Source organism: Moraxella pluranimalium, from assembly GCF_002014825.1.
GTDB classification, from domain to species: domain Bacteria; phylum Pseudomonadota; class Gammaproteobacteria; order Pseudomonadales; family Moraxellaceae; genus Moraxella; species Moraxella pluranimalium.
The window spans coordinates 131132-156775 of record NZ_MUYU01000012.1 but is presented as its reverse complement, the minus strand read 5'-3'; the positions used below and the strand labels follow the sequence as shown (position 1 = coordinate 156775).

The 25644-nt window shown below is 48.4% G+C and carries 34 protein-coding genes and 1 tRNA gene; 23 read left to right on the top strand and 12 right to left on the bottom strand.

The features are described 5' to 3' along the window. Window positions 1-50: 50 nt before the first annotated feature. The 4 genes from tpiA (at window position 51) to B0680_RS05615 (ending at window position 2737) form a co-directional block, all read left to right on the top strand. Window positions 51-803: a triose-phosphate isomerase gene (gene tpiA / locus B0680_RS05630; RefSeq protein WP_078254115.1), complete on the top strand. Its 753-nt coding sequence runs from the start codon at window positions 51-53 to the stop codon at window positions 801-803. 79 nt (window positions 804-882) lie between these two features. Then, window positions 883-1197 (top strand): preprotein translocase subunit SecG, encoded by a 315-nt coding sequence (gene secG / locus B0680_RS05625; protein ID WP_143821367.1) that lies wholly within the window; start codon window positions 883-885, stop codon window positions 1195-1197. Between the two features lie 67 nt (window positions 1198-1264). Then, window positions 1265-1349 (top strand) — tRNA-Leu (locus tag B0680_RS05620). A gap of 176 nt (window positions 1350-1525) precedes the next feature. Further along, a complete protein-coding gene (locus tag B0680_RS05615; protein WP_078254113.1) occupies window positions 1526-2737 on the top strand; it encodes a tyrosine-type recombinase/integrase in 1212 nt (403 codons plus the stop codon). A gap of 11 nt (window positions 2738-2748) precedes the next feature. Here B0680_RS05615 and B0680_RS05610 read toward each other — a convergent pair whose 3' ends face one another. From B0680_RS05610 to B0680_RS05560, 12 genes are all read right to left on the bottom strand, one after another. Next, complete coding sequence (locus B0680_RS05610) at window positions 2749-2937, bottom strand: helix-turn-helix transcriptional regulator (RefSeq protein WP_078254112.1); 189 nt, start codon at window positions 2935-2937, stop codon at window positions 2749-2751. Window positions 2938-2939: 2 nt separating this feature from the next. Next, window positions 2940-3692, bottom strand: a complete 753-nt coding sequence (locus tag B0680_RS10815; protein ID WP_158078304.1) for an exonuclease domain-containing protein — start codon at window positions 3690-3692, stop codon at window positions 2940-2942. A 9-nt stretch (window positions 3693-3701) separates the two neighbouring features. Continuing rightward, window positions 3702-3932, bottom strand: coding sequence for a DUF551 domain-containing protein (locus tag B0680_RS05600; protein ID WP_078254111.1), 231 nt, complete (start codon window positions 3930-3932; stop codon window positions 3702-3704). Continuing rightward, entirely contained in the window at window positions 3929-4420 is a 492-nt protein-coding gene (locus tag B0680_RS05595) for a hypothetical protein (RefSeq protein ID WP_078254110.1), read from the bottom strand. Before B0680_RS05595 ends, B0680_RS05600 begins: the two co-directional genes overlap by 4 nt. Before the next feature lie 30 nt (window positions 4421-4450). Beyond that, window positions 4451-4654, bottom strand: a complete 204-nt coding sequence (locus tag B0680_RS05590) for a hypothetical protein (RefSeq protein WP_078254109.1) — start codon at window positions 4652-4654, stop codon at window positions 4451-4453. A 2-nt stretch (window positions 4655-4656) separates the two neighbouring features. Then, window positions 4657-5100: a hypothetical protein gene (locus B0680_RS05585; RefSeq protein WP_078254108.1), complete on the bottom strand. Its 444-nt coding sequence runs from the start codon at window positions 5098-5100 to the stop codon at window positions 4657-4659. Then, window positions 5097-5642, bottom strand: a complete 546-nt coding sequence (locus B0680_RS05580) for a hypothetical protein (RefSeq protein WP_078254107.1) — start codon at window positions 5640-5642, stop codon at window positions 5097-5099. The genes B0680_RS05585 and B0680_RS05580 overlap by 4 nt, the downstream gene beginning before the upstream one ends. A gap of 8 nt (window positions 5643-5650) precedes the next feature. Then, complete coding sequence (locus B0680_RS05575; protein ID WP_078254106.1) at window positions 5651-5950, bottom strand: hypothetical protein; 300 nt, start codon at window positions 5948-5950, stop codon at window positions 5651-5653. After that, window positions 5932-6378 (bottom strand): hypothetical protein, encoded by a 447-nt coding sequence (locus tag B0680_RS05570; protein ID WP_078254105.1) that lies wholly within the window; start codon window positions 6376-6378, stop codon window positions 5932-5934. Before B0680_RS05570 ends, B0680_RS05575 begins: the two co-directional genes overlap by 19 nt. Before the next feature lie 7 nt (window positions 6379-6385). Beyond that, a complete protein-coding gene (locus B0680_RS10810) occupies window positions 6386-6547 on the bottom strand; it encodes a hypothetical protein (protein WP_158078303.1) in 162 nt (53 codons plus the stop codon). A gap of 162 nt (window positions 6548-6709) precedes the next feature. Beyond that, window positions 6710-7135: a hypothetical protein gene (locus B0680_RS05565; RefSeq protein WP_078254104.1), complete on the bottom strand. Its 426-nt coding sequence runs from the start codon at window positions 7133-7135 to the stop codon at window positions 6710-6712. A 2-nt stretch (window positions 7136-7137) separates the two neighbouring features. Then, window positions 7138-7881, bottom strand: a complete 744-nt coding sequence (locus B0680_RS05560) for a LexA family transcriptional regulator (RefSeq protein ID WP_078254103.1) — start codon at window positions 7879-7881, stop codon at window positions 7138-7140. Window positions 7882-7994: 113 nt separating this feature from the next. Here B0680_RS05560 and B0680_RS05555 point away from each other — a divergent pair, with 113 nt between their 5' ends. The 19 genes from B0680_RS05555 (at window position 7995) to B0680_RS05465 (ending at window position 25599) form a co-directional block, all read left to right on the top strand. Then, a complete protein-coding gene (locus tag B0680_RS05555) occupies window positions 7995-8216 on the top strand; it encodes a transcriptional regulator (protein WP_078254102.1) in 222 nt (73 codons plus the stop codon). Between the two features lie 110 nt (window positions 8217-8326). Next, window positions 8327-11053, top strand: a complete 2727-nt coding sequence (locus B0680_RS05550) for a DUF5906 domain-containing protein (RefSeq protein ID WP_078254101.1) — start codon at window positions 8327-8329, stop codon at window positions 11051-11053. Window positions 11054-11389: 336 nt separating this feature from the next. Then, window positions 11390-11815 (top strand): hypothetical protein, encoded by a 426-nt coding sequence (locus tag B0680_RS05545; RefSeq protein ID WP_078254100.1) that lies wholly within the window; start codon window positions 11390-11392, stop codon window positions 11813-11815. A gap of 134 nt (window positions 11816-11949) precedes the next feature. Next, the gene (locus tag B0680_RS05540) at window positions 11950-12378 is read left to right on the top strand and encodes an HNH endonuclease (protein WP_078254099.1); all 429 of its coding nucleotides are present in this window, start codon (window positions 11950-11952) and stop codon (window positions 12376-12378) included. 120 nt (window positions 12379-12498) lie between these two features. After that, window positions 12499-12972 carry a phage terminase small subunit P27 family gene (locus B0680_RS05535; protein ID WP_078254098.1) on the top strand — a complete coding sequence of 158 codons (474 nt, stop codon included), beginning with the start codon at window positions 12499-12501 and terminating at the stop codon, window positions 12970-12972. Further along, window positions 12969-14708, top strand: a complete 1740-nt coding sequence (locus B0680_RS05530; protein WP_078254097.1) for a terminase large subunit — start codon at window positions 12969-12971, stop codon at window positions 14706-14708. Before B0680_RS05535 ends, B0680_RS05530 begins: the two co-directional genes overlap by 4 nt. After that, window positions 14705-15976 carry a phage portal protein gene (locus tag B0680_RS05525; protein ID WP_143821361.1) on the top strand — a complete coding sequence of 424 codons (1272 nt, stop codon included), beginning with the start codon at window positions 14705-14707 and terminating at the stop codon, window positions 15974-15976. The genes B0680_RS05530 and B0680_RS05525 overlap by 4 nt, the downstream gene beginning before the upstream one ends. Further along, a complete protein-coding gene (locus tag B0680_RS05520) occupies window positions 15930-16658 on the top strand; it encodes an HK97 family phage prohead protease (protein ID WP_158078302.1) in 729 nt (242 codons plus the stop codon). Before B0680_RS05525 ends, B0680_RS05520 begins: the two co-directional genes overlap by 47 nt. 63 nt (window positions 16659-16721) lie before the next feature. Then, window positions 16722-17966, top strand: a complete 1245-nt coding sequence (locus B0680_RS05515) for a phage major capsid protein (protein WP_158078301.1) — start codon at window positions 16722-16724, stop codon at window positions 17964-17966. A gap of 71 nt (window positions 17967-18037) precedes the next feature. Further along, window positions 18038-18346 carry a head-tail connector protein gene (locus B0680_RS05510; RefSeq protein ID WP_078254094.1) on the top strand — a complete coding sequence of 103 codons (309 nt, stop codon included), beginning with the start codon at window positions 18038-18040 and terminating at the stop codon, window positions 18344-18346. Between the two features lies 1 nt (window position 18347). Further along, window positions 18348-18686: a hypothetical protein gene (locus B0680_RS05505; RefSeq protein WP_078254093.1), complete on the top strand. Its 339-nt coding sequence runs from the start codon at window positions 18348-18350 to the stop codon at window positions 18684-18686. Further along, the gene (locus B0680_RS05500) at window positions 18683-19108 is read left to right on the top strand and encodes an HK97-gp10 family putative phage morphogenesis protein (RefSeq protein ID WP_078254092.1); all 426 of its coding nucleotides are present in this window, start codon (window positions 18683-18685) and stop codon (window positions 19106-19108) included. Before B0680_RS05505 ends, B0680_RS05500 begins: the two co-directional genes overlap by 4 nt. 2 nt (window positions 19109-19110) lie before the next feature. Continuing rightward, window positions 19111-19458, top strand: coding sequence for a DUF3168 domain-containing protein (locus B0680_RS05495; RefSeq protein ID WP_078254091.1), 348 nt, complete (start codon window positions 19111-19113; stop codon window positions 19456-19458). A 36-nt stretch (window positions 19459-19494) separates the two neighbouring features. Then, window positions 19495-19944, top strand: a complete 450-nt coding sequence (locus tag B0680_RS05490; RefSeq protein ID WP_078254090.1) for a hypothetical protein — start codon at window positions 19495-19497, stop codon at window positions 19942-19944. A 77-nt stretch (window positions 19945-20021) separates the two neighbouring features. Next, the gene (locus tag B0680_RS05485; RefSeq protein WP_078254089.1) at window positions 20022-20354 is read left to right on the top strand and encodes a phage tail assembly chaperone family protein, TAC; all 333 of its coding nucleotides are present in this window, start codon (window positions 20022-20024) and stop codon (window positions 20352-20354) included. A 23-nt stretch (window positions 20355-20377) separates the two neighbouring features. Then, on the top strand, window positions 20378-20692 hold the full coding sequence (locus B0680_RS05480; protein ID WP_078254088.1) for a phage tail assembly protein T: 315 nt from the start codon (window positions 20378-20380) through the stop codon (window positions 20690-20692). Window positions 20693-20737: 45 nt separating this feature from the next. Beyond that, window positions 20738-21406, top strand: coding sequence for a hypothetical protein (locus tag B0680_RS05475; protein ID WP_078254087.1), 669 nt, complete (start codon window positions 20738-20740; stop codon window positions 21404-21406). A gap of 55 nt (window positions 21407-21461) precedes the next feature. After that, window positions 21462-25268 carry a phage tail tape measure protein gene (locus B0680_RS05470; protein WP_078254086.1) on the top strand — a complete coding sequence of 1269 codons (3807 nt, stop codon included), beginning with the start codon at window positions 21462-21464 and terminating at the stop codon, window positions 25266-25268. Next, a complete protein-coding gene (locus B0680_RS05465) occupies window positions 25258-25599 on the top strand; it encodes a phage tail protein (protein WP_078254085.1) in 342 nt (113 codons plus the stop codon). The genes B0680_RS05470 and B0680_RS05465 overlap by 11 nt, the downstream gene beginning before the upstream one ends. The last annotated feature ends 45 nt before the right edge of the window (window positions 25600-25644 follow it).

Genomic DNA, 25644 nt, shown 5'->3' with positions numbered 1-25644 from the left:
AAAATTTCCCACAATCCACATTCGACACACAGTTTGACACAGGTTTTCATATGAGCACAAAATATGTCATCGGTAACTGGAAACTCAACCCTGCAAGCCTAAGCGATGCCAACGCATTGGCACAGGCGCTCAAAGATGGCTTGGGTGATGTGCGTGATGTTAAGCTGGGCTGTGCACCAAGTTTTGTGCATCTGGCTAGTGTCGCAGGCGTGCTAGATGGCACATCGCTGTGGGTGGGTGCACAAGACATCAGCGCCAAGACGCAGACGACAGGCGCATATACCGGTGATGTGTCGGCAGCGCAATTGGTGGATGTGGGCGCACGCTTTGTGATTATCGGTCATTCAGAACGCCGTGCGTATCATGGCGAAGATAATGCCGTCATCGCCGACAAAATCCGCCAAGCCATTGATGCCAAGCTTGCCATCGTGCTATGCATCGGCGAGACCAAAGATGAATACCAAGCAGGGCAGACACTTGCGGTGCTAGATGCACAGCTTGCCGTGCTTGACGGGCTAAATGTACCTGCTGAGCTACTGGTGATTGCCTATGAGCCGGTTTGGGCGATTGGTACAGGCTTGACACCGACTGTGGATGAAGTCATTGCGGTGCATCGCCATATCCAAGCCAATCTTGCTGATAAGCAGCTGCCAAATATCTGCGTGCTGTACGGCGGTAGCGTCAATGCCGACAATGCTGATGCCTTTGCCGCTGCTGATGAAGTCGGTGGCGCTTTGGTGGGCGGCGCTAGCCTAAAAGCAGATAGTTTTGCGCAGATTGTGGCGGCCTTTGCCAAAGCATGAGCATATCTATCAGCTTAGCTTGATGATGACCAAATTTTTATTTAAAAAAACGCACAGTTGTGCCTAAGAGAAAGTTATGTTGTTTAATATCCTATTGGCTGTTCATATTATTATCGCAATCGTGATGATTGGCTTTATTTTGATCCAGCATGGTAAGGGCGCAGATGCAGGTGCGTCATTTGGCGCAGGTGCTGCGGGCACGGTCTTTGGTGCAGCAGGTTCGGCGAACTTTTTGACACGCACCACAGCGATCTTGGCGACCATCTTTTTTATCACCAGTCTGGCATTGGCGCATCTTGCCCAAAAACAAGCCCAAGATCAGCTACGCCTAGATGTCCCAACTACGAGCGCACCAGCAAGCACGACACCAGCTCAGACGGGCACAAGTAATTAATTTGGCAAGCATTTTGCCAAAAGTGCTTGCTATTAGGCGACTTTTTCGCTAGAATACAGCCAAATTTGCGATCGTGGTGGAATTGGTAGACACGCCATCTTGAGGGGGTGGTGCTTCACGGCGTGAGGGTTCAAGTCCCTCCGATCGCACCAAATGCGAGTACGAGCAAGTACGAGAATGTACAGAAAGGTCAATAAATATAAGCCTTGAGCGCCAAAACACTGTACGAGAATGTACGAGAATGTACATTGCAAACCGCCAAAAATAACAGTACAATTAGCAGTAAATTTGATTTACTGCTATTTTTTTATTTTTTCGTACTGTTATTATGGCACGCACCACCAAACCACTTACTGCGACCGAAGTCGCCAAAGCCCAGCCAAAAGACAAGCTGTATCGTCTGTACGACGGCAACGGCCTTGTACTCAACATCCTGCCATCAGGTACAAAGACATGGTACCTGCAGTATAAGCACCCGCACACTCAAAAAGCTGACATGTACAAGATCGGCAATTATCCAGCCGTTGCCTTGGTAGATGCACGCAAAGCCTGCCAGGATTGTCACACACTCCTCGCCCAAAATATTGACCCAAAACAACACGCCAAACACCAAGCCGAAGCCAAACGCATTGCCTTGGCCAATGATTTTCGCTCAGTGTTCAACGAGTGGCTGGCGACCCGTGATTACGCCGCTGCGACTGTCAATAAGCTACAGACTTATACCGCCGAGCTGTTGGCGGTTATCGGCAATAAGCCAGTCGATCAAATTACCGTCATGGACTGTATGACAGTACTAAGACCGATTGAGCGTGCTGGCCATCTCGAAAAACTCAAAAAAATCCGCAGTCTAATCAATCAGACGATGGCTTATGCGATTGCAACTGGTCGAGCTGAGGCAAATCCAGCGGTCAATCTGACCGGCGTTTTTAAATCGCCCAAGAAAAAGCACAATCCCGCCATCCTTGACGAGTCAAGGCTTGCTGAGATGGTACAGGCTATGGACGGCTATCACGGCTCATTTGTCACCAAAAAATGCTTGATGTTTAGCCTGTACACCTTTGCCCGCCAAGGTGAAATCCGCAATCTGAAATTTGGCGATATTGATTTTGATACGGGCACTTGGCACTATACCCCATCCAAAACCGCCAACAGCACACAAATACAGCTGAGCACGCCACTATCTGCACAAGCGATGGAAATTATCAGGCAGTTGCGCGACCATCACCGTGGCGATTATGTCTTTGTATCGCCAAATACGACCCTGCGACCGATTTCGGAAGGCTTGGTCAATCGAGCACTAAGACGGCTTGGCTTTGACAAAGACGAGCAGACAGCACACGGCTTTCGGGCAGTGGCACGCACCTTGCTTGAAGAAAAGTTCAAATATGATTATCGCATGATTGAGATGCAGCTCGGCCACCAAGTGCGTGATAGCAATGGCAGGGCGTATAATCGAGTGCAATGGATTGATGAGCGGCGTGAGATGCTCCAAGTTTGGGCTGACTTTATCGACGACCTAAAAAATAAGCCCCTTGATTAAGGGGCTTTGGTTTAGGCGCTTTGTTGTTGTGCCAGTTTGCCGGCAAGATAGGCTTGGACTTCATGATGCCACCAAAGAGAGAGGTGGCCGTCTTTGTGGCTTTGTGGAAACTCACCAACACGCATTCGATCGTAAATGGTAGTGCGGCTAAGCTTGGTCATTTCGCAGACATCATTGATTTTTAATCGTTTTAGTTCCATAATCACCCCGCAATTCTATCATACACTTCAGCCGTTGCCCGTGCGTCGGCAAAGGCATCATGGGCGTTATCCAGCTCAATATCTAGGCGTTTGCACGCATCTGCTAGGCTTAGCCATTTTTCTTCGCCAAAATGCTCTTTGGCTTTTTGCATCACGCAAACAGGTATTGCACCTTTAAAGCCCATGCCGCTTGATTGGCGCAGCATACGCATATCAAACTCGGCATTATACATCCCGACATAACGACCATTAAGCAGATTATTAACCATGCTGGCGATATGCCTAAAATGTGGATAGCCCTTGATGCGTGCTTTGGTGATGCGGTGCACTCGGTAGGCTTCTGGGGTAATTAGCGAATCAGTGTCCAGCAGGGTGTTGACAATCGTGTCCCCGTCTTCGTCGATGATGGCTAATTGTATGACTTGCGCCTTGTCATCCAGTCCCGTCGTCTCAGTATCCAAAAATAGCATTTTATCAGCCTTGCTTTCGTCGGCAAGATAGTTATCAATGTCATAACCAATCTCATTGATACGCTGTTGGACGGTGGCACGCTCCATTCTGTCAATCTCATCTTGGATATACCAGATAGCTTTTTGTAGGTCTTGGATGGCTGGCTGACCGTCTTTCAGACCGTTGCGCCATAGATATTTGATGGCATTGCCAAGGTTAAAATTCATATGGCGGGTAATGTCGATACACTCGATACCGCTTGGATGGCTGGTATAGTGTCGTGGGCTATGTACTGGGTGTGTCATGGGTTACTCCTAGCTGTTGTAGTGCGGTACAGTCAGCACCGCCATTCTGCGTGTTGGTTTTGGTGGTGATGGCAGTGGCATCCAGTGCGTAATATCGTCATCTTCAAAACCAACGCATAATTCGCCACCTTCAGCAAACCATGACTCAACCATTCCGATAGATACTCCATATCCATCCCATGTGATGACTCTCTCGTCTTCTGGTGGGATGTATTCATCAATACTAATCCAATCGCTCATTCCGGCAACTCCGTAATCGCTTCGCCCGTGCGTAGGTCAAATGGGGTAACATATGTCCAGTTATTGCCCGCCCAATCCATAAACCCGCCATCATCAAATAGACCTATAATCAATGTAGATTCTGACCTCATATCTGGTTCGTCATCTTCATCAGACACCCAACACGGCACCACATAATCGCCCCGATCAAGCATTTCTCTTACAATGGCGGGGCTTGTCGTTGGCGCCGGCGGACGCTCAAAACGCTCACCATAAAAATCCTCAAGCTTGGCGTGATTGCCCCGTGTAGCATGCCAAATTTGCGGCATTTCGTGGTTTAGGTGCGCATACCCTTCGGGCGTAAAAGTTTCAAATTTACAACCCTTATCGGCAAGGCCAAAATAGATGCAAATCGGATAATTTTCAAAAACACTGCAATCCTCCAGCTGAAAAACTTGCGTGCCTCGTGCTGGATAATAGACAAAATCACCTGCTTTAAATTTACTCATTTTATTACTCCAATATTTAATTTAACTCATTCACTTCTTCAGCCCGATCACTCGATATTTGCCGTTAAGCACGAGTATTAGGCTCTCATACAGCCCGCTTTTGGCTGACTTGGCGTTTCGTTGCGCCCAGAAGTCATCAAACCACAATTTGCGTATTAGGTGCACTTGCACGACGCACCGCACAAATCGCTGACTGATGATGTTTTCTACGACTTGCGATTTTGGGACAAACATAATTAACTCCGTATCACTGCATAACTGGTTAATTCATTCACTTCGACATCATTCTCCATGCACACAATCTGTATCAGCTTTTTTACTTCTCGGTGCATTTCGCTCGGCCTACAGGTCATTGTTTTGCTGATATTGCCACCGCTAAAGCCGTTTTTAGTGACGCCACCGCCCCATACGACGGGTCTTAGGTGTAGCACCACAAAATAGACTCTCTCGGCATCAGGCTCAAGCTCAGGCATATCAGGGTTCCAGTCGCCGTAGTATTCCGATCGATCCGCCAAATCCCGAAAATTAATATAATCCAGCGGCATCTTCAGATAGCCCATAAACTGCAAGCCTTTTTCGCGCTTGATGCGCATCTCATAGTCGAGCTTGGACTCTTTGCGCTTTGGGGTGGGCTTAGGCTGACGGCGTTTGACCGTTTGTTTTTTGCGTTTTGGTGTCATGGCTTATCCTTTTTAACAGCTCTAAAAATCAAGGTTTTGCGGTTGTTGTGCAGCTCTTTGGTGATGGTGATAAAATCGCCATCTTGATTGATGCGATTGGCGGTAAATTTGGGGTCGGTGATACCAAACATCTCTCTGACTTCTCGGCTTGTCATTGGCCACCCCGTAAACTGCAGATAGTGCAACCACTCAAGCCGTCGTTTCGCCAGTGCTGATAGGCGGTTTGGTCTCTTCGGCACTTTGCGCTCTGCCTTTTTTGGCTTGGCGGGTTCAGCAGGCTTTTTGGGCTTGCCATAGGTGATAGGCACTCTGCGGGCTTTGCGTTGCTCCTTGGTCAGTGCCTCTTTGATGGCTCGGCTGTCTAGTCGCTTGACCTGTTTGCGCTCTTCGTCTTTGACCTTGATTTTGTGGCTGGTATTGCGATCATAGTCGGCGCTATCGAGTCGTTGCACTCGGTCAGGATTGGCACGCATCCACGCTTCGACTTGCTCATTGGTTAGGGTGGTGGGTGACTTTGGCGGTGTGTTTTGTCTGATTAGCATAGATACCCCTAGATACTCGATTGCGTTTGGTGTAGCTGGACACAGGTGGCGTGGCAGTCGGCTAATAGCAGTCGTTGGCTTGGTAGCACCTGACGATCATTGATATATCCGATGTGCTCCATCAGCCATACCATGCCACTGATGGCATCATCCAGCGCCACAAAGTTAATATCGCCACCGCTTTGGACACTGCTATCATAGGTATGCAGCTGTCTGACGACTCGTGATGCACGGTGCTGAGCGTGGGCGGTGCTAAATTGGATGCGTGATAGCTCACGGCATAGCTTAGCTATTGGATGATTTGGCATTGTGACTCCTGAGCTTTTGGGCGTGCGTCCTCGTTGCCATACGCACGATCTACCTGTATGCCATAGTCGTACGCCAAGATGTCAACGAGCGCGGTGCGTGCCTTGCGTGCCTCCAGCTCGTCAATGGTACGGATTGGCACAAGCTCAGTCTGATCTATGGCGCAATGCAGCCCAGTTTCTAACTTGATAATTCCCATATATGCTTTGGGATAGCCGTTATGGTAGTTGTAGCTGGACATAGCTATGACCAAGCCATATTCGCCCGTGTAGGTGTTAATCACGACATCCATGTTTTTTAGCTGACCAGCTGTGATAATGCTGTCGTCGTCGCTGTAGCGGTTGAGCGTGCTCATACGCATCAATAGCGCATCAATAATCGTCGCTGTCGCCTCAAGCTCAGATAGTGATAGTTCGGCTTTGATAGTCATACCCACCTCACATCACCGCAAACAAAAAGACAGCCAGCGCAATAGTCATGCCAAGCGCAATCAGGCTAAGTGCATACTGCAGTTGTGCCGTGCGTAGCTCTTCTTGACGCTCTAGTTCTTGCTGGGTATAGACGGCTCGGATAGGTGCTTGGCGGTATAAGTGTTTCATAATGGGTCTCCTACAATAAGTTGTAAATATGTTACTACTTAAAGTAGTATAATGCAATACAAATCACTACCAATAATAGAAAAATATTTGCAAGTAATTGATTTTAAAAATTTTAGGCAACAAAAAACCGCCAATTAAGGCGGTTTAAATTTCGTCAGGGGGTTACAAGCCAAACAATCGGGCAAAAAATCCTTTCTTGTCAGATTGTGGCTTTGGGGCAAATGCTTCGTGGTTGGGTAGGTTTTTGGCAAGCACTTTGGTGGATGTGTGCTCGGTGATGGTTAGGCTAAGATATGCGCCGAATATATCGCCCGAGCGTGTATAAACCTTGCACATTGTTGTGTGCTCAGCAGTGCCATAATATCGGCGATAATCTGCAACTTCTTCGCTTGGCAAATCGCCAATGCGACCATGCTTGCTGATAACTCTAACCGTATCACCTTTGCATTTCAGTAGTACGGGCACGGCGACACTTCTACTATCAATGCGTTCAGCAGTTTGGTCATAGTAGCATTGTTTGAGTGTTCGGGTGTAGTATGATTCGCCCACGATGTCTTGTGGGTAGCCCCTGTTTGCAATATGCGCCATACTTATCTCCTTACTCGTTTGGTTTCAGACTTCCACCAAAACTGACCGATAATCTCAATATTATCAGCCTCGATATCTTTGGCGGTGTAGATTTCGTCAGGGTATCGTACTTTGTCGTCATTGCGTGATACCGCCTTAAAGCCGTCGCCATGCTTAAATAGATATTTCACTTTTAATTCACCGCTTTTGCGAAACGCATAAATTTCGCCATCAAAAATGCGTGTCGCTGATGTATCGACCGCAATTGTCTGACCGTCGGTGATATCTGGTGCCATACTATCGCCACGCACGACAAACGCTTTGGCAGATGTGGGATTGACATTACACTCCCGCAAAGTCTCTTCACGGAACCATAGCTGCAGTTCGTCCGTTGGCTCTTCATTGAGATAGCCATTGCCCAGACTACCGCAAATATCATGCAAATAGCCAATCGCAATCATGCCATCAGGTATAGTGTCGTCATCATGCCATACGGCAATCGCTTTATTTGATAATTCGGCGTTACTACTTTCAACCCCTGCTGACGCTTCACCAAATGCCAGAAATGATGTGCTTACTTCTAGGCAGTCGGCTAGTTTTTGCATGCCGTCATCTCTAGGTTTGGCGATACCCTCCCTGTATCGGCGAATCATCTCATAGTTGATGCCAGTCGCACGCTGAACATCGCCAATCTTCAAGCCTTTTTCGTCCATCAAACCGCTAAGGCGTTGCCCAAATTCAAGATGTTTTATAGATTTGTCGGTCATGATTTACTACCTTTAGTAGAATATAATCATATTTTACCGTAAAGTTTTGCTTGCGTCATCACTATTATTAGTAGTATAATTTTTCTACTTAAAGTAGCCTTACAGGTATTTCTATGACCAAATCACCACTAGAGCAAGCAATTACCATTGTCGGTAATCGATCCGCCCTTGCTCGTGCCATTGGCGTAACGCCGTGGGCTGTGAGCAAGTGGGACATTAACAAGCCACCACAAGATAGATGCTTGGCTATTGAGCAAGCAACAGGTGGACAAGTCACCGCTGAACAACTTCGCCCTGATGTTAATTGGCAGTATGTGCGTTCACGCCAAAAATAACCAATGCAAAAAGCCCACTGGGTGCGACCAATGGGCTTAAGTTTGCTTTAGCACAAGTACAAGCGAGTTTTATTTTATGCTAAATACAGCCACAAATCAAGGGGTGCTTTATGAATGACAACCGCAAACCACTTGATTTTGAGTATATCCAAAACCAAGCGACGGGCAATTATGTCAGTCGTATCTTTCCGGCGGTCGGGATTAATCTTGGCAGTCAGCCTAATAAACATCAGCCGTGCCCACTGTGTGGCGGTCGTGACCGTTTCCGTTGTGATGACAAGGGCGGCTCAGGCTCATGGATCTGCAACCAATGCGGCGCGGGTAATGGCTTTTCGCTCGTGCGTGACTATACCGGTGGCGACGCGCGCGCCACCTTTGCTCTGATTGCCGAAGTGCTTGGCATTGATGGCGGCAAAGCTATCAGTGCAGCCGACAAAAAAGCATGGCGCGAAGCACAAGCCAAGCGCGAACAAGCCGCCGTCGAAGCCAAACGCCAAGCCCGTCTACAAGCAGCAACCACCGCTCAAGAGCGCTACAGCAGCGCATCAGCACTGCCCCACCACGCTTATCTGACCAAAAAACAAATCGACACCCCCGCAGTCAAAGCTGAGCTACGCCTTGACCGTCACGGCAAGCTACTTATCCCCGTGTACTATCACAACACAGAGACAGGGGCGACCACGCTATGTAATGTGCAGTCGATTGACGACAACGGCACCAAATTATTTGTCAAAGACGCACTAAAAAAAGAGGCGTTTTTTGTGTTGGCAGGTGGTGAGCAAGATGACAGCGTTGTCTTTGTGACGACAGGCTTTGCCACTGCAGCTAGTATCTACATGGCGATGGATTATAAGCACCCAGTGTTTGTGACTTTTGATGATGGCAATATGATTAATTGTGCGTACAAAATCCGCACATTATGCCCGCATAGTCGCTTGATTTTTTGTGCTGATGACGACCATAAGACAGCGCTCAACACTGGCAAAAACTCAGGACTCGATGCAGGTCGTCGATGTGCTGAGATGGTGCAGGCTGAGTTTATCAGCCCTGATTTTGGCGGCGATGAGCGTATTACTACTGGTGAGCTGACCGATTTTAATGACTTGCATTGTGCGTTTGGCTTGGATGTGGTCAAAGGGCAAATATCCCACGCCCTAAACAATAAGCCCAGAGATTTGCAACGCCAAGAAATGGGGTTGGATGCTGATGCCAAGCTTGATAAACTGCTAAAAACTTATGCATTTATCACCGAAATCGGCAAAAAAAGCAACAAAATCTACAATCTTAGCGATAAGATTGAGATGACCAAGACTCAGTTTGAGCAAGATTTGGGCGATAAAGAGCTGGCGAACCGTTGGTACTACCACCCAAATAAGCAAACTATCAGCCGTCAGCAGGTGCGTACAGAGTTGGCAGAGACCACCGCCATTGCTTTTGCCGATATTTTTGAGCAGTTTTGGTACATCCAAGGCACAAAAGAAGTCTTTAATCATGAGACGGGCGAACGCTGGCCAATCGACACACTCAGACTTGACCGACCGCTTGAGTATGACATTTGGCTCAAGTCAGACCACCGCCAAAAGGTCAAAAACGCCAATATCTGGTTTGACCCGACCCGCAAAAGAAAGCCAAAAGAAGGTGAGAATTACATCAATACCTTCAAGGGCTTACCGCTAACGCCATTTAGTGACAAAGAGCTGTCAGAAATGATGGGTTGTGATAATGCCACCAATCAGCAAATCGAAGCTTTTTTGTACGGTGTGGCAACTCCTTTTATCCAGCTTATCCAGCATCTATGCGGTGATGATGCAAAGGACGGCACATTGGTGGACTGGGTGCTCAATTGGCTTGCCATCCCACTACAACAGCCGGGCACCAAGATGGACACGGCACTGATTTTTCATGGCCATATTCAAGGTGCGGGCAAGTCGCTATTTTTTGACCGCATCATGCGCCGTATTTATGGCGATTATGCTTTGACATTGGGGCAGGGTCAGCTTGTCAGCCAATACAATGACTGGGTCGAAGGTAAGCTATTTGCCGTGTTCGAAGAAATCTTTGAGGGTAAAGACCGCTATGCGCACATGGGGATGATTAAGCAATTAATCACTGGTGATACCGTCTATATTAACAAGAAATTTATGAGTGGCTGGACGCAGGATAACTATGTGAACACGGTGTTTTTGTCCAACGATATGCAACCGCTATCGCTTGAAGAGAATGACCGCCGCCATGTGGTGATGTATCCAGCAGCAACCATACCAGTGGATTTGCAGGCTCAGATAGCATCAGCATTAGATGACCCAAGCAATTGGATGCTTAGAGCCTTTTACACTTATCTGACGGTCAAGAATGTTGGGGAACAAAACGCCCACACCAAAGCCATTGCCACCACCGCCAAAACAAGGTTGCAAGAAATCAGCATGGCAAGCTGGGAGCGCTTTTATACCTATTGGAAGCGTGGCGAATTGGAAGTGCCATACATGACCTGCCTAACATCTGACCTGTACGACTACTATGCCTTTTGGTGCAAAAAGAATGGTGAGCGTGCCACCAGTAGCACCAAGTTATTAACCTTTGTATCACTACGAGAGCACAAACAGCGCATCCGATACAGTTATCAGCTACGCAATGGCAACACGACATTTGATAAGCACGGGCAAGGCATGGCATTGATTATCGGCATTGACGACAAAATGCCCGACCAAAATGGATACGGCGTGCTTGTATCTCGTTTCAAATCAGCTATAATACAGGCTCAGCTATCAGGTAGTAATACCAATGGTAACAATAACCGCAATTTTGGTTCGCACGAAAATTCCAACCCATTTATATAACTGTGCATAGTGTGCATAGTCTGTGCAGGGTTTACAATCAAACCCTGCACACCTTGCAAGCCTTGCTACACATAGCTTAACGCCTACCCTGTGCATAGTCACAGGGTTTTTTGTTGTCTGTTATATATAGCAATTTTTCAAACTAAAAAAATCGCCTATAAATTTTTTAAAAAAACCCTGCACACCCTGCACACCCTGCACACACTTTATAATAATATTAATAATCATAGACTTATAATAACAAAACTTGTGCAGGGTTTTGTGCATAGTCATGATAATTTGACTAAACCCTGCACACTGTTTGATAATAGCACATCATAACAAAAGGGGGATTGTATGAGAGACCGCACCGCCAAAGCCCAGCTAATCGCAGCCGCCGAAAGCTATGCCAAGGTCAGCCCGTTCGCTGATGCTTGCTATCGTTACTACTACTACGAGGACGCCACTTGCCATGCCAAGCTGTCAGCCTGCTTGGTGGATAAGTTCGCCCAGCACTTACAATCAGTACCAGCCAAGTATCATCAAGCGGTGATTGATACCGCATTGACTGAGCTTAGCTATCCAAGCAAACGCCCAGACCGTCCAGCCTTTTGCGCCAAAGAGCGTGCTGTGTGTATGGGTGTCAGCCGTCGCCAGTATTATCGCATTGGTGTACATGATGCCATTGATGACATCATCAGCCACATCACCGCCATTGCTTTGGATGTTGCTTACCGAGTACGCCAACAGCTCGGCAAAAGAAAGTGTGAGTATGGCTATTGACAACATGGCACACTTTAAGCTATCATTTTGCTATGATAGCTGATTAGTATATATACATCAGCCATCACATTACTTATAGATTATCCAAGCCCTTGCAGCGTATGAGTTGCAGGGGCTTTTTGTTGGACAATGATATGGCCATCGCACCAAGTACCCTATGCGCACACGCTGGATGCAATGCCAAGGCAGTAGCACATGGCAGATGCCAACGCCACCAAGCCAAGGCAAGCCCACCAATCGCAATGCCTGCCAAGCCAAGATACAAAGACAACCGACCATCAGCCCACAAGCGTGGTTATGATGGTAGATGGCGCAAGGCACGATTGGCATATTTGGACGATAACCCCTTGTGCGTGATGTGCCAAGCCAATGGGCTTTTGGTGCCGGCAACAGTAGTGGATCACATCATCCCACACCGTGGCAACCAGCACCGCTTTTGGGATATGGACAACTGGCAAGCACTATGTAAGAGTTGCCACGACCACAAAACTAACACCATCGACCGCAAATTAACCACGGCACTTTTGCCAGTGGCGCATAGGGATGGGGGTGTAGCAAAGTAAATCACTTCGCCGCTAGGAACCCGCGCCCCCAATCTTTTTTTTGCGTGGTCAAAACCCCATAGGGGGTATATCCCCATTGTCCGACTGCTTACAAAAAAACAGTTTTAAGGATTTATAAAAATGGCTCGTCCCCGCAAACCCACACAGCTAAAAGTGCTCGAAGGTGGTCGCATTCGTGGCGACCGTGATGCACTGGATAACCAAGCACGCCCCGAGATTGCTTTGCCTGCTTGCCCTGATTGGCTAGATGCCAAAGCACGCAAGATTTGGCACAAGATAGGGCCCGAGCTGGTCAATCTTGGCTTGTTGTCCGTGATTGATGGCGATATTTTTGGTAGTTATGCTGAGACAGCGGCACGCTATGGCGAAGTCTGTGAGCGTATCGATACGCTTGAGAAGTGCATGGCGATCACGCCGAATGGCTTTGAAGTGCAGTCGGTGCTTTTTCAGCTTCGAAACACTTTGCAAAAACAACTGGTTGCCCTAGGGCGTGAATTTGGCATGACACCAGCGGCCAGATCGTCCATCAAGGTGAATACTGACCAAGGCGACTTGTTTGCCAACGAATTTGACCAATTTACGAAGATATCATGAGTGATATTGTTGCTTATGCCAGCATTGCCGACGAATACGCCCGTGATGTGGTGAGCGGCAAGATTTTGGCGTGTAATTATGTGCGCCAAGCGTGCCAAAGATACCTTGACGACTTGGCAAAAACCAAAAAATCAGGCTATGAGTTTGAGTTTGACGCCAAGCGTGTTGAGCGTGCTTGTCGTTTTATTGAGCTTTTGCCACACATCAAAGGCGAGCTTGCCAACAAAGGTGAGCTGATTTTGCTTGAGCCTTGGCAGATTTTTATCATTGCTAACCTGTTTGGCTGGGTGGATTTTGACGGTAATCGCCGTTTTCGTTTTGCCTATGTCGAAGTACCCCGCAAAAATGCCAAGTCCACTTTGGCGGCGGGTATTGCACTGTATATGTGCTTTGCCGATGGTGAGCAGGGTGCCGAAGTGTACAGTGCTGCGACGACTCGAGACCAAGCCCGCATTGTCTTTGAGACAGCGCAGGGCATGGTGCGAAAGCGTCCAGATATGCAGCGGGCAATGGGTATCAAGGTTGAGATGCACGCACTAAGCTGTCTGGCTAGTATGTCAAGCTTTAAGCCTGTGAGCCGTGATTATGGCGGTAACTTGGACGGTCTGAACATCCATTGCGGCATCATTGACGAATTGCACGCACACAAAACTAATGACACCTACGAAGTCATTGCAACAGGTATGGGGGCTCGAACACAGCCCCTTTTGTTTGCCATTACGACAGCAGGCTTTAACTTGGATGGCGTGTGCTACCAACAACGAACCCTTGTCACCAAAGTATTGTCGGGACTTGAGAGTCATGAGCGATATTTTGGCATCATCTTTACGATGGATGATGGCGACGATTGGACTGACCCGAAGACTTGGAAAAAGGCCAATCCCAACTACGGCATATCGGTCAGCAAAGAAGCACTGGATGCAGCGTGCCAGCGTGCCAAGATTGACCCCGAAGCTTTGACCGATTTTCTCACCAAGCATCTTTGTGTGTGGGTGGCGGCACGAAGTGGCTGGCTCAATATGGACTTGTGGGCGAAGGCAGGCGATAGTAGCTTGAAAGAGTCTGATTTTGCGGACGATCCGTGCTTTATCGGGCTTGACTTGGCAAGTAAGCAGGACTTGGCAAGCAAAAACAAAATCTTTGTACGCACGATTGATGGCGAACAACATTATTACTGGTTTAGTGATAATTACATCAATCGGGCACGGCTGGACGCCCAGCACCGCAACCAAAAGATATACCAAATGTGGGAGCGTCAAGGGTGGCTGACTGTGACCGATGGCAATATCACTGACTTTGACCGTATCGAGCGTGATTTGTACGCTGATAACAGTTTTTATAATGTGATTGAGTGCGGTTATGACCCGTTTAACGCCATGTATTTTGCCATGCGGGCGATGGAAAACAATGTAAACATGGTCGAAGTCCCGCAAAATGTGCGTCATCTATCCGAGCCTATGAAGTGGATTTCGGCAATGCTATTGGCTGGCAGACTGCACCACAACAATAATCCCGTGCTGACCTTTGGTATGGGCAATGTGATGGTTAAGCCTGATGCCAATGGCAACGTTTTCCCACGCAAAGAGAGCGATGAGAGCAAAATTGACCCTGCAATAGCTGGCATTATCGCCAGTAACCGAGCGTATCACTACGCTGAGACGGGCGATTTGCCAAACAATGATTTTAACAGCCAATTGGACGCCTATTTGGCGGATTTTGTGAGTATTAAGGCATGAGTGTATTTAACAGCATAAAGGCGTGGTTTGGGCTTGCGCCTAGCGACCCTGCGACGGGGAGTCAGTACGCCACGCCCATCACAGGCACGCCAAAAACCAGTAAGCCCGTCACTTTTGACAGTGCTATGACGGTGTCGGCGGTGTTTGCTAGTATCAGACTGTTGGCTGAGACGGTGGCAAGCTTGCCACTTGAGATGTATGAGATTGACAAAGACGGCAACCGTACCAAAGCCAATCATGACTTGGTCAATCTGCTACGCTATCGACCAAATGCACGCCAAACACGCATTGAGTTTTTTGAGCAGCTTATGCTAAATCTGGTCAGTAGTGGCAATGCCTACATCATCAAGGGCAAAGTGAGCGCTGGCAGTGAGCGTATTGTCAGCTTAGATGTCATCAACTCAGCCAATATGGATGTGGTGATAGAGCAAGGCAAGCTGATTTATCGTCGTACATTGACCGATAGTCAGGGCGGTGCATTGACCAAGGACTACACGCCTGATGAAATTTGGCACGTCAAGCTATTTGGCACGGGTACAGTGGGTATGTCGCCACTGGCGCACGCAAGAAAGGCAATCGCCGTGGCTGATAGTGCTGATGACAAGGTAACGAGTCTGATGGTCAATGGTGCTAAGCCCACCGGCGTGCTGATGACCAAGGGCAACCCGACAACAGAACAACGCCAAGTACTGCGTGAAGAGCTGAGCGGCTTGGTCTCAGGCAGTGAAACCAGTATCCCCGTATTGCCATTGGACATGAAATTTGAAGCGGTCAGCATGACGCCCAGCGATATTGAGCTGTTGTCCACACGCCGTTATAGCATTGAAGAGATTGGCCGTATTTTTGGCGTGCCATCCATCCTAATCAATGACAGCTCGCAATCGTCCAACTGGGGCACGGGTATCCAGTCCATCATTGACGCATTTTACAAGTTTAATTTGCGCCCGTACCTTGAAAAACTGGAATTATCCATGCTGACCAGTCTTTTGCCACGCAAAGACTGGGGCAAATATGAATTTGAGTTCGACGCTGATGCGGTGCTTCGTGCGTCGTTCAAAGAGCGTGTCGATAGCTACCGTGCCGCCATTGCCAGCGGGCAAATGACGCCCAATGAAGTGCGCCACGAAGAAGGGCGACCACAAAAGACAGGTGGCGACCATCTGTATATGCAGATTAACATGGGCACACTAGATGCCATCAGTACCAACGAGAGAGATAGCAATGCCAACAACACACAAACTGGCTTGTCGCAATCAGATGAGCCGTGATATGCCAGTTCGGCTTATGCCGATGACTGACAGCAATATCCGATTTGCCACGGGTAAAAATCCCCGTGCGGCGTACCAATTCACAGGCTATGCGGTGAAATGGGATAGCGTCAATACCTACGGGGAGCAGTTCGCCCGTGGGGCGTTCGCCGAGCTGATTAGCCAAGTCAACAGCCGTGCCAAATCCGTGTATATGTACTACAATCACGGCTGGCGCGACTTCATGGATACGCCCATTCGCCGTCGCATTGGTAAATGGGTGCGACTAGAAGAAGATGATGTCGGGCTCAAAGTCACTGGTGAGCTGACCGCCAATCTGTCAATCGCCGAAGATGTCAAAGCCATGATGACACATGGCACCATTGATGGCTTGTCGATTTGCTTTTATCCCGTCGCACCGATGGACTACGAAGAGTTGAGCGATCGCATTATCATCAAGCGTGCTGATCTATACGAAATCAGTATCGTGGACGAGCCATCAGACCGTGCGGCACGCATTGAGTCGGATCACAGCATTGATGCTATCGAAAGCGAAGCTGATGCGACTCGAATGCTTGGCACGCTTGGCATGAGTGAGTCACAGGCAAGGTCGTTTTTGGGCAAATTGGACGACATCTTGCACCCCAAGCCATCCGAAGAGACCTTGTCATTATCCCGTGCGTTGGCACATCTTGAGTTATAACCAAAACCCCAAAAAGCCCGTCATTTGATGGGCTTTTGTCATACCAACCTTAAGGAAAATCGTATGAATAAAACCCCACTTTATACCGCACTGCAAACTCGTGACGGCAATAGCCAAAGCGATTTTGAGACCATTGCCAAACAGCTAAAATCACGCCTGACCGAAGTTGATGGCTTGATTGAGAAGCACAAAGCCGCTATTGCCAGCTACGGCGAAGCGGATAAAGAGACCCGCGACGCACTCAAAGAGCTGAGTGCTCAGGTTGAACAAGCCAATGCACTATCAGCACGCTTGACCGACATTGAACAAAAGCTGGTTGAAGGCGTGCTGGAAGGTCGCAACGATGCCAACGATATCGGCGGCCTGCTATCACGCAACGAAGCAGTGCTAGAGCAAGCCAAAGCCATCACCAAAGCACGCGGTAAAATGGTGCTGGATGGTGAATTTAATGTCCGCAATACCATCGGCATCGGTACCATCACTGGTGATAAAGGCTTGATTGCGCATCCTGCAACTGAGTTTCAGGGTGCTGTTGAGCAGCCTTTGACCATCGTTGAGCTGATCAACTGGACGCCAGTCAGTGAGTCGCTAATCCCGTTACTGAAGGAGTCTGCACATAGCTTTATGGCGGATGTGGTGCCAGAAGGCGAGATGAAGCCTGAAAGTACGCTGAATTTCAAGGTCGAAGAGCTGACCGTGTCAGTCGTCGCCCACTGGGTGCGTGTCACCAATCAGCTACTAGCCGATATGCCTGCACTGGTGGCGTATATCCGTGGCCGTATGGCGTATGGCATCCGTCTGAAACTTGAGTATCTGGTAATTAACGGCAATACCACATCATTTAGCGGCCTATTAAAAGAAGGCAACTCAGTCGTACTACCTGCTGATACCAATGCTATTGACACTGTATCAGCTGCCAAAGCCAAAGCATTTGCCAGCTTTGTACCGCCTGATGCGGTCATCCTAAACCCTGAAGACTGGTCTAGGATTGAGCGTACCAAAGGCAGTGACGGCCATTATATCTTTGGTTCACCGGGTGCGACTGTGACCCCTGTACTATGGGGTGTGCGTGTCATCCAGTCAGCAGGTATGCCAGCGGGCAAGTACTGGATCGGTAATATCACGATGGCAACCGATGGCTATATCCGCCAAGATGTTGCAGTTGAGCTATCGACCGAAGACCGCGACAACTTTGTCAAAAATTTGGTTACTATCCGCGCTGAGATGCGTGCAGCCTTTGGTGTGCGTATGCCAGATGCGTGCGTAACCGGTCAGCTTGACTCAACCCCTGAGAATTTGGACGACTAACCGCCAAATAAACCCAACAACAAAAAGTCCCGTTAAACCTGACGGGGCTTTTTTATTTTGAGAATATTATCATGATCAGCCCAGAAATCACGCTTGATGAAGTCAAAAAAAGCCTAGCGATCACGCATACGGCTAATGATGATTATATTTTGTCGCTTATCCCTACTGCCATCCAGCACGTCGAAGACGATATCGACCGACCGCTCAATGATGCCATCTGTCTGACCGCCGACGGTGAAACCAAACTGCCGCTACGTCAAGCCATCTTGATGATGGTGGGCACGCTGTACGACCAGCGCACCAGTCAGCAAGTAGAGCGTATTTATGATAATCCTGCCTACGCCCGCTTGACCGCCAAATATCGCAGAATGGGGGTATAAAATGGCTCGAATCAGCCGAAATCAGCTAAAAACACCCATCCATATCATCCGTGCAGCACCGCCCACACGCAGTAAGACAGGCGCCGAAATCAAGGGTAAAACAACAGCCATACCGGCATTTTGTGAGCTGTTGCCGGTGAGCTCAAGGGATTTTATCGAGGCAAAGGCGCAGGGTACATCCATTGATGCCAAAATGCACCTAGATTATGAGATGGACATCAGACACACCGACCATATCGAAGTGCTCGACGGTAGTAATATGCTGTACGAAGTGATTGGACTGATGCCAGTACCACAAGATAACAAAAAAATCATCATTGCCAAGGCGATATACCGATGAAAATACAAGGACTTGACGAGCTCAACGCCAAGCTACACCGCCTACGGGACGAAGTCGGCAACAAAGACGCAGGCGGTGCGCTGTATAGCTCGCTCATGTTTGCCAGCACACCGATGTGGCAACAAGCCAAAACCAACGCCCCGTATCTAACTGGCGTTATCAAGTCGAACATCAAGCGTCGCAGACTAACCAAAGGCGATAGTGCCAATATGGACGGTGCAGCGATTGCCATCTATGTGGCGATCCAAGGCAGCCGAAAGAGCCGTCAGAACGCCTACTATTACATATTCCACGAAGAGTATGGGGCAAGGGGTCGGCCTGCGATACCGTTTATCCGTCCTGCCTTTGAGGCCAATAAAGACGGTGCAACCGACCGATTTGCCCAAAAACTCGGGCAACGCATTGATAAAATCATGGGGTAACTATGCAAGCCGCCGAAAAAATCTACAGCCTATTATCCGACTTGGTAGATGGTCGTGTATATCCATTGTATGTGCCTGAGACATCTGAGACGGCTGACAGTTATATCGTGTATCAGATTATCCACACCGAGCCTGACAACACTTTGGACGGTGTGACGGGTCATGAGTGGGTACGGGCTCAAATTGACATCTACCACGATAATTATGACGATATGCTTGCCCTTGCAAGTCGTGTCGTTGGGCGACTAGATAGCATTACACCAAGTAACTATCTGGGCGTACAGCACCACTATGACAGCGGGCAATACCGAGCCATCATTGAGTACGAATTTTGGCAAACTTATTTTTAATCTTTTTAAACAACCACCAACTGACAGGAGTAAATTATGTCAGAAATCACCAACACAGTCGAAAAAACCAAAGATAGCTTTTATCAGCTACTTGTATCATCAACAGGCACATCATCCAGCTTTAAAAAGCTTGAGCGTTTGCTCAAGTGTGGCGTACCATCAGAAGCCAAGGTGCTTGACGACATCACCGAAACAGATGACCGCCGCCAAGTCAATGGCGTTGTAGATTTCAAGGAAAACAGCGAAATTGAGCTGGAATATGTGTTACTGCCAGATGATACAGTACATCAATTGATGCAGACGGCATTTGAAGGTGGTAGCGAGCTATATTTTCAGATTAAATTTTTGGAAGCGGCCACCGAAAGTCGCCAGTTTAAAGGCATCATCAGTGAATTGACGACGGATGCCGAAGACACCAAAAAGAAAATCCGCAAAAAAGGTAAAATCGTCATCACTGGCGAAGTCACCAAAGAGCTTACCACCTAATCCATTTAGGTTTATCATCACCACCAATTTTTTCACACCTAGGGCGTTCGACGCCCTTTTTTTATTAAGGATATATCATGAGTAAATTAGACAAAAACGAACTATTGGCAAAGCTTGGCGACCTTGGCGCACCGACCACTTACGAGCTGACTGGTGTTGGCACGGTATATATCAAAAAGCTATCCATTGACGAACAAGGCAGCCTAGCCAAAGATGCGGGCGATAATGTCAAAGCATCACTGCGCTTGGTGGCGTATTCGGTGTGCGATGAAGACGGCAAACGCCTGTTTGGTGATGCAGACCTAAAAGCACTGGGCAAGATGCACTCAGACACGCTATCAGAGCTGGTCGATGTGATTAATCAAGTCAATGGCTTTGATAAAAAGCTTGAAGAGCTAAAAAAGGACTGATCGCTGACGCTGATCGTCGGTTTTTGTACAAGCTGGCGGGTCATCTGGGCAAAACCGTTGGCGAATTGGTGCGGACGATGAGCTTTGCCGAGTTTGCCGAATGGCAGGCGTACGATGAGCTCGACCCTATCGGTGGGTATCGCATCGATGCCAACTTTGCGATGCTTGCCTATTTGCAAGCTGGGGATAAAGACAAATCACTGAGCGATTTTATCTTATTTGACCCACATCCAATGACCGATGATGAGCGTGAGCAGATTGAGATTGAGCGAGCTAAAGCACAAGCACGGGCCGAAGTGCAAGCGATGATTGCGATGTTTAATGGCAAACAGGCTTAACATGACCATCAAAATGTAGTACAGTATCACCAAAAGGAGTACTGTATGAAAAGACTTGTTTTGCCCGTGATGGCTTGGTTGTGCTCAAGCATGGCATACGCCAACACCCACACCGACTGCGACACGATGGAGCTGGCATTTGCCAATACAGAGACATTTGGCATCGATGTTATTTATACGACCAAAGCGACATTCCCCAACCCACCGCAAAAAGTCGTCCTGAATAGTTTTCAGGGTTATGACTTTGCCTGTCACGGGGTTAGTATCAGTAACACCGCCGATGGCTTTGTGTTACGCTCAAGTGATTTGGTCAAAACGCTCAAAAGCTTTAAAAAGGATCGTGATGGCATCGTGCTAAACGACGACACCAGCTATAAATATCCGCACATCCAAATGGGGCTACAGCCCAGAGTGTTTGCGTTCAATCCGCAAAGTTTGCGCCTTGAATACAACCACTCAACGCTACGCACCAAAAAGATGCAACACGGCTATTATGCAGTGTATGACACTGATGTGATGGCGTATCGTGTCAATGGCGGTGAGCTGTTGCCCCTGTTGTACCGTGGCGAAATCTCATCTTATGCTAAGGATTTTGACCGTGCCAACGAGCTTGATATTTATTATCAATCGTCCGAAAAATCCGTGCATATCAACATCAATAAAGCCAACAACGAGCTGAGCGTCACCAAAAACGTGCCCATGCCAAGCAAATAACCCACAAACCACTCAAGCCCTTGCTATGCAGGGGCTTTTTTTATGAGCTGTCAAAATGTCAACCGTATCAAAATTACAAATTGTACTCGAAGCGACCACCACCGCTTTTGATCGTGGCTTGCGAAAAGCTCAAGATGGGCTCAATGCCTTTGCCAAACAGACTGACAAAATCCACGCCAAGATGGAGAGCTTTCAGAAGCGTCATCAAGGTGCATTTGACGCCATGCAAACCATCGGTGCGGCGTCTGCTGTTGGCTTGGTGGCGATTGGTGCAGGTATCAAGGCAACCACGGCTGAAGCCATGAAGTTTGAATCGGCGATGGCTGAAGTCAAAAAAGTGGTGAATTTTGAATCGCCCGACGGCATCAAACAGATGCGTGCCGAGCTTGAAGAGCTATCCACTCGTGTGCCAATCGCCTTTGACGGGCTTGCCAAAATCGCAGCGGCCGCAGGTCAGTCAGGCATTGCCGCTAATGAGATTGTCAAATTTACCGAAGCGGCCGCCAAGATGGGCACGGCATTTGATATTACCGCCGAAGAAGCTGGGCAAGCGATGGCAGAGATGCGTACTGCATTTAAGATGTCGCAGGCAGAAGTTGAGACATTGGCGGATAAAATTAACTATCTGGGTAATAACTCACCCAACGCCGCCGCCAAAATCATGGAAGTAGTACAGCGTATCGGTCCACTTGGTGAGATTGCTGGTGTATCAGCCGACCAAATCGCAGCAATGGCAGCAAGCTTGACATCAGTTGAGCCAGATGTAGCGGCAACTGGTCTAAAAAATATGATGCTGCAATTGGTCAAGGGCGAAAGCTTGTCCAAGTCTGCCAAAGCGGCGTTTGACGACCTTGGCTTGTCTTATACCGAGATTGCCAAAGGTATGCAGACAGACAGTATCGGCACGATTAACAAAGTTTTTGAAGCCATCAAAAAGCTACCCGAAGAAGCACAAGCGGCAACAATCAACGACATCTTTGGCAGTGAGTCTATCGCTGTCATCTCACAGCTGATTAATGGCACTGATACACTTGGTAAGCATCTGCAGGCGATGGGCGATGCGTCCAAATACGCAGGCTCAATGAGCCAAGAAGCGGCAAATATCAACGATACATCTGCCGCCAAAATGGAGATGTTTAAGAACGCTACGCAAAACGCCAAAGCCGCCATCGGTGATGCGTTTTTGCCTGCACTTGGCGCATTGGCCGAAGCCTTATTACCGGTCATCAATGGCATTAAGCAATTTGCCCAGGAAAATCCGACAATGGTCACTGCCATCACCGGTATTGTTGGTGGTGTGCTTGTGCTTGGCACGGCACTGGGTGCAATTGGCTTGGCGGTACCGCTAGTTACGACGGCATTGGGTGGTTTGACTGCCATTGCAGGACTTGTGGGCACGGCCATCGGTGCGATTAGCTTGCCTGTTGTGGCGGTGGTTGCGGCGATTGCTGCACTGGTCGCAGCAGGTGTGTGGCTGTATAACAACTGGGATATGGTCAAGGCTAAAGCAACAGAAGTCTGGAACGCCATCCCTGAGTATGCAAGCCAAGCATGGCAATGGATTCAGGGTGTATGGAGCGGCGTTGGCGCATGGTTTGGTGGGATTTGGGATAGCGTTGTCAGCAGTGTCAATACAGCATGGGTCGCCATCAAACAAGCCTTTGCCAATTGGCTTGCGGGTATGCCAGCACCTGTACAAGAGATGGTCGCCAATATTGGCAGTATCTTTAGCGGTATTGCGACTATTGCAAGTGCGGCATGGTCTGGTGTCACCGCCGTTGCCAAGACAGTCTTTAGCGCTGTTGTGGCGGTATGGCAAGGTTTGTCATCAGCGGTATCGTCAGCGTGGCAAGGTATTGTCGGTGTCGCATCGAGCGTGTGGAATAGCGTCAAATCTGCTGTACAGTCCGCCATCAATGCCATTAAGCCAATTATCACAAGCGTTGCAAGCGTTTTTAGCAGTGCTTGGAATGGCTTGGTAAGTGTGGCTCAAAGCGTCTGGAACGGCGTAAAAGCGGCGGTATCAGCCGGTATCAATGGCGCCAAGGCAGTATTGACAGCCGGTGTAACTGGCTTTGCGATTATTTTTAATGCAGGCTTTAACGCTGTAAAAACCGTCGTATCGACCGTGTTTAACGTCATTAAGACATTGGTACGTGGTGATATTAACGGTGTCAAAACCGCTATCCAAAGCGGCCTATCACAGCTTGGCGGTATCGCACGCAATGCCATGAGCCAAATGGTCAGTGCCGTCACTAGCATTGGCGGACGACTGCGTCAAGCGGGCTCTGAGATTGTGCAGGGCTTGATTAACGGTATCAGCAGCAAAATTGAAGGTGCCGTGGCAAAAGTGCGTGAGATGGCAAGCCGCATGAAAAATGCGGTCACAGGCTTTTTTGACATCAATTCGCCGTCCCGTGTAATGAAACAAATCGGTGAATGGGTGTCCGAAGGTCTTGCCCTGGGTGTTGCAGCCAAAGCACCATTGGCCGCCAAAGAAGCCAAGAAATTGGCTGAAGATACCAAAAAAGCTTTTGATGACGAAATCAAATCACTTGACCGCAGCATTTTGGTTAATAAGCTTAAGCTACAAGGTGACCCAAACGCCGAGTTTACGGTCGATGTCATTAGTGGCAAATATGGCGACCCAGCCAACCAAGCCGCACTGCAGCCATTGTTTGATAGAAAACAACAAGAGCTTGACCTTGCCAATCAGCTCAAGGGACTTGACGAATACAATAGCAAACTTGCTGATATTAACCGACAAATCGCACTGATGGGCAATAACAGCAAATTGCAAGAGTTCTTGTATGATGTCGAAAAAGGTAGCAATCTGACTGAAAAGCAAGTGATTGGCGTGATCAATGCGCTTAGACAGCTTGAAGCGGCTGAGTCACAGCTTAAGCTAGATGCTGAAATCAAGAAGTCAAATGATGCATTAGAGCGTCATTTGTACTTGGCCACCCAAACCGCCGATAAGTATGCAGCAATGCGATATGATTTGGCGGTGCAAGGCTTTAATCAAGAACAAATCAATCACTTGGTCGGCAACCAACAAAAGACTGATGCGGTTAATGATTTTACCAATCTGCAAAAAAATTATACATTTGAGACCGACGCTCAAAGACTAAAGCGTGAATATGACGAAAAATTAGCCATTGTAACCAGCTATGAGCAACAAATTGGCGATACCATCGGTGCTGCAACCGCTGTAAAGCAAGCTTTGTTCGAAGAGCATTTCGCTAAGGTGCTTGACCTTGAGATTAAAAACTACAATGAGCGCTTGGGATTGCAGCAGCAAGCGGTAGGCTTGGCATCTGGCGTGTGGGATAAGATGACGGAAATCGTCAAAAACGCCTATGGCGAACAATCCACCGCTGCCAAAATTATGTTTGCTGGTCAAAAAATCATTGCCATCAGTCAAGCTGTCATCAATACCGAACTTGCAGCAACCAAAGCACTTGCCGAAGGTGGCCTGATTATGGGTGTGCCTGCAGCAACCGCCGTGCGTGCCGCTGGCTATGCATCGGTAGGATTGATTGCCAGCGAAGCCATTGGAAGCCTAACCGGCCAAGCCCATGACGGCATCATGAGCGTGCCGAAATCCGGCACTTGGAATCTCGAAAAAGGCGAACGAGTGCTACCAAAGCACACCGCCAAAGCCCTTGATGCCAAGCTAGACAGCATGGGCAATGGCGGTACGGTCAATAATATCAGCGTCAATGTATCAGTAGATAGCAACGGCGGTGATGTGACCAGCGACCATGCCTTTGGCAAACGACTGGGCGACATCATCAAGACCACCGTGCAACAAGAACTGATGCGCGAAAAACGACAAGGGGGTATGCTCTATGGCGTCTAATCTCAAGACCTTTGGATGGCGCATGAATATGGGCGCATCCGCTGATGTGGCGCACCATGTGACCAAGACGCAGTTTGGCGATGGCTACGCCCAGCGTGTCAGCCACGGCATCAATAATAAGCGCAAAGACTGGAGCGGCACCAAAACGGGCGACTATCAGACGATGATTAAGCCCATTATGGACTTTATTGATGAGCACGGCGGTGTACGCCCTTTTTGGTGGACTGACCCGCACGGCATCACCGCCAAATACACTTGCGCTGGCTACCAAGTCAGTCAGCGTAAAGGTAACTTTTGGCAAATTTCGCTAAAATTTGAACAAGCTTTTTAACCACAAGCCCTTGATAATCAATGGCTTTTTTTATTTGGAGTATCT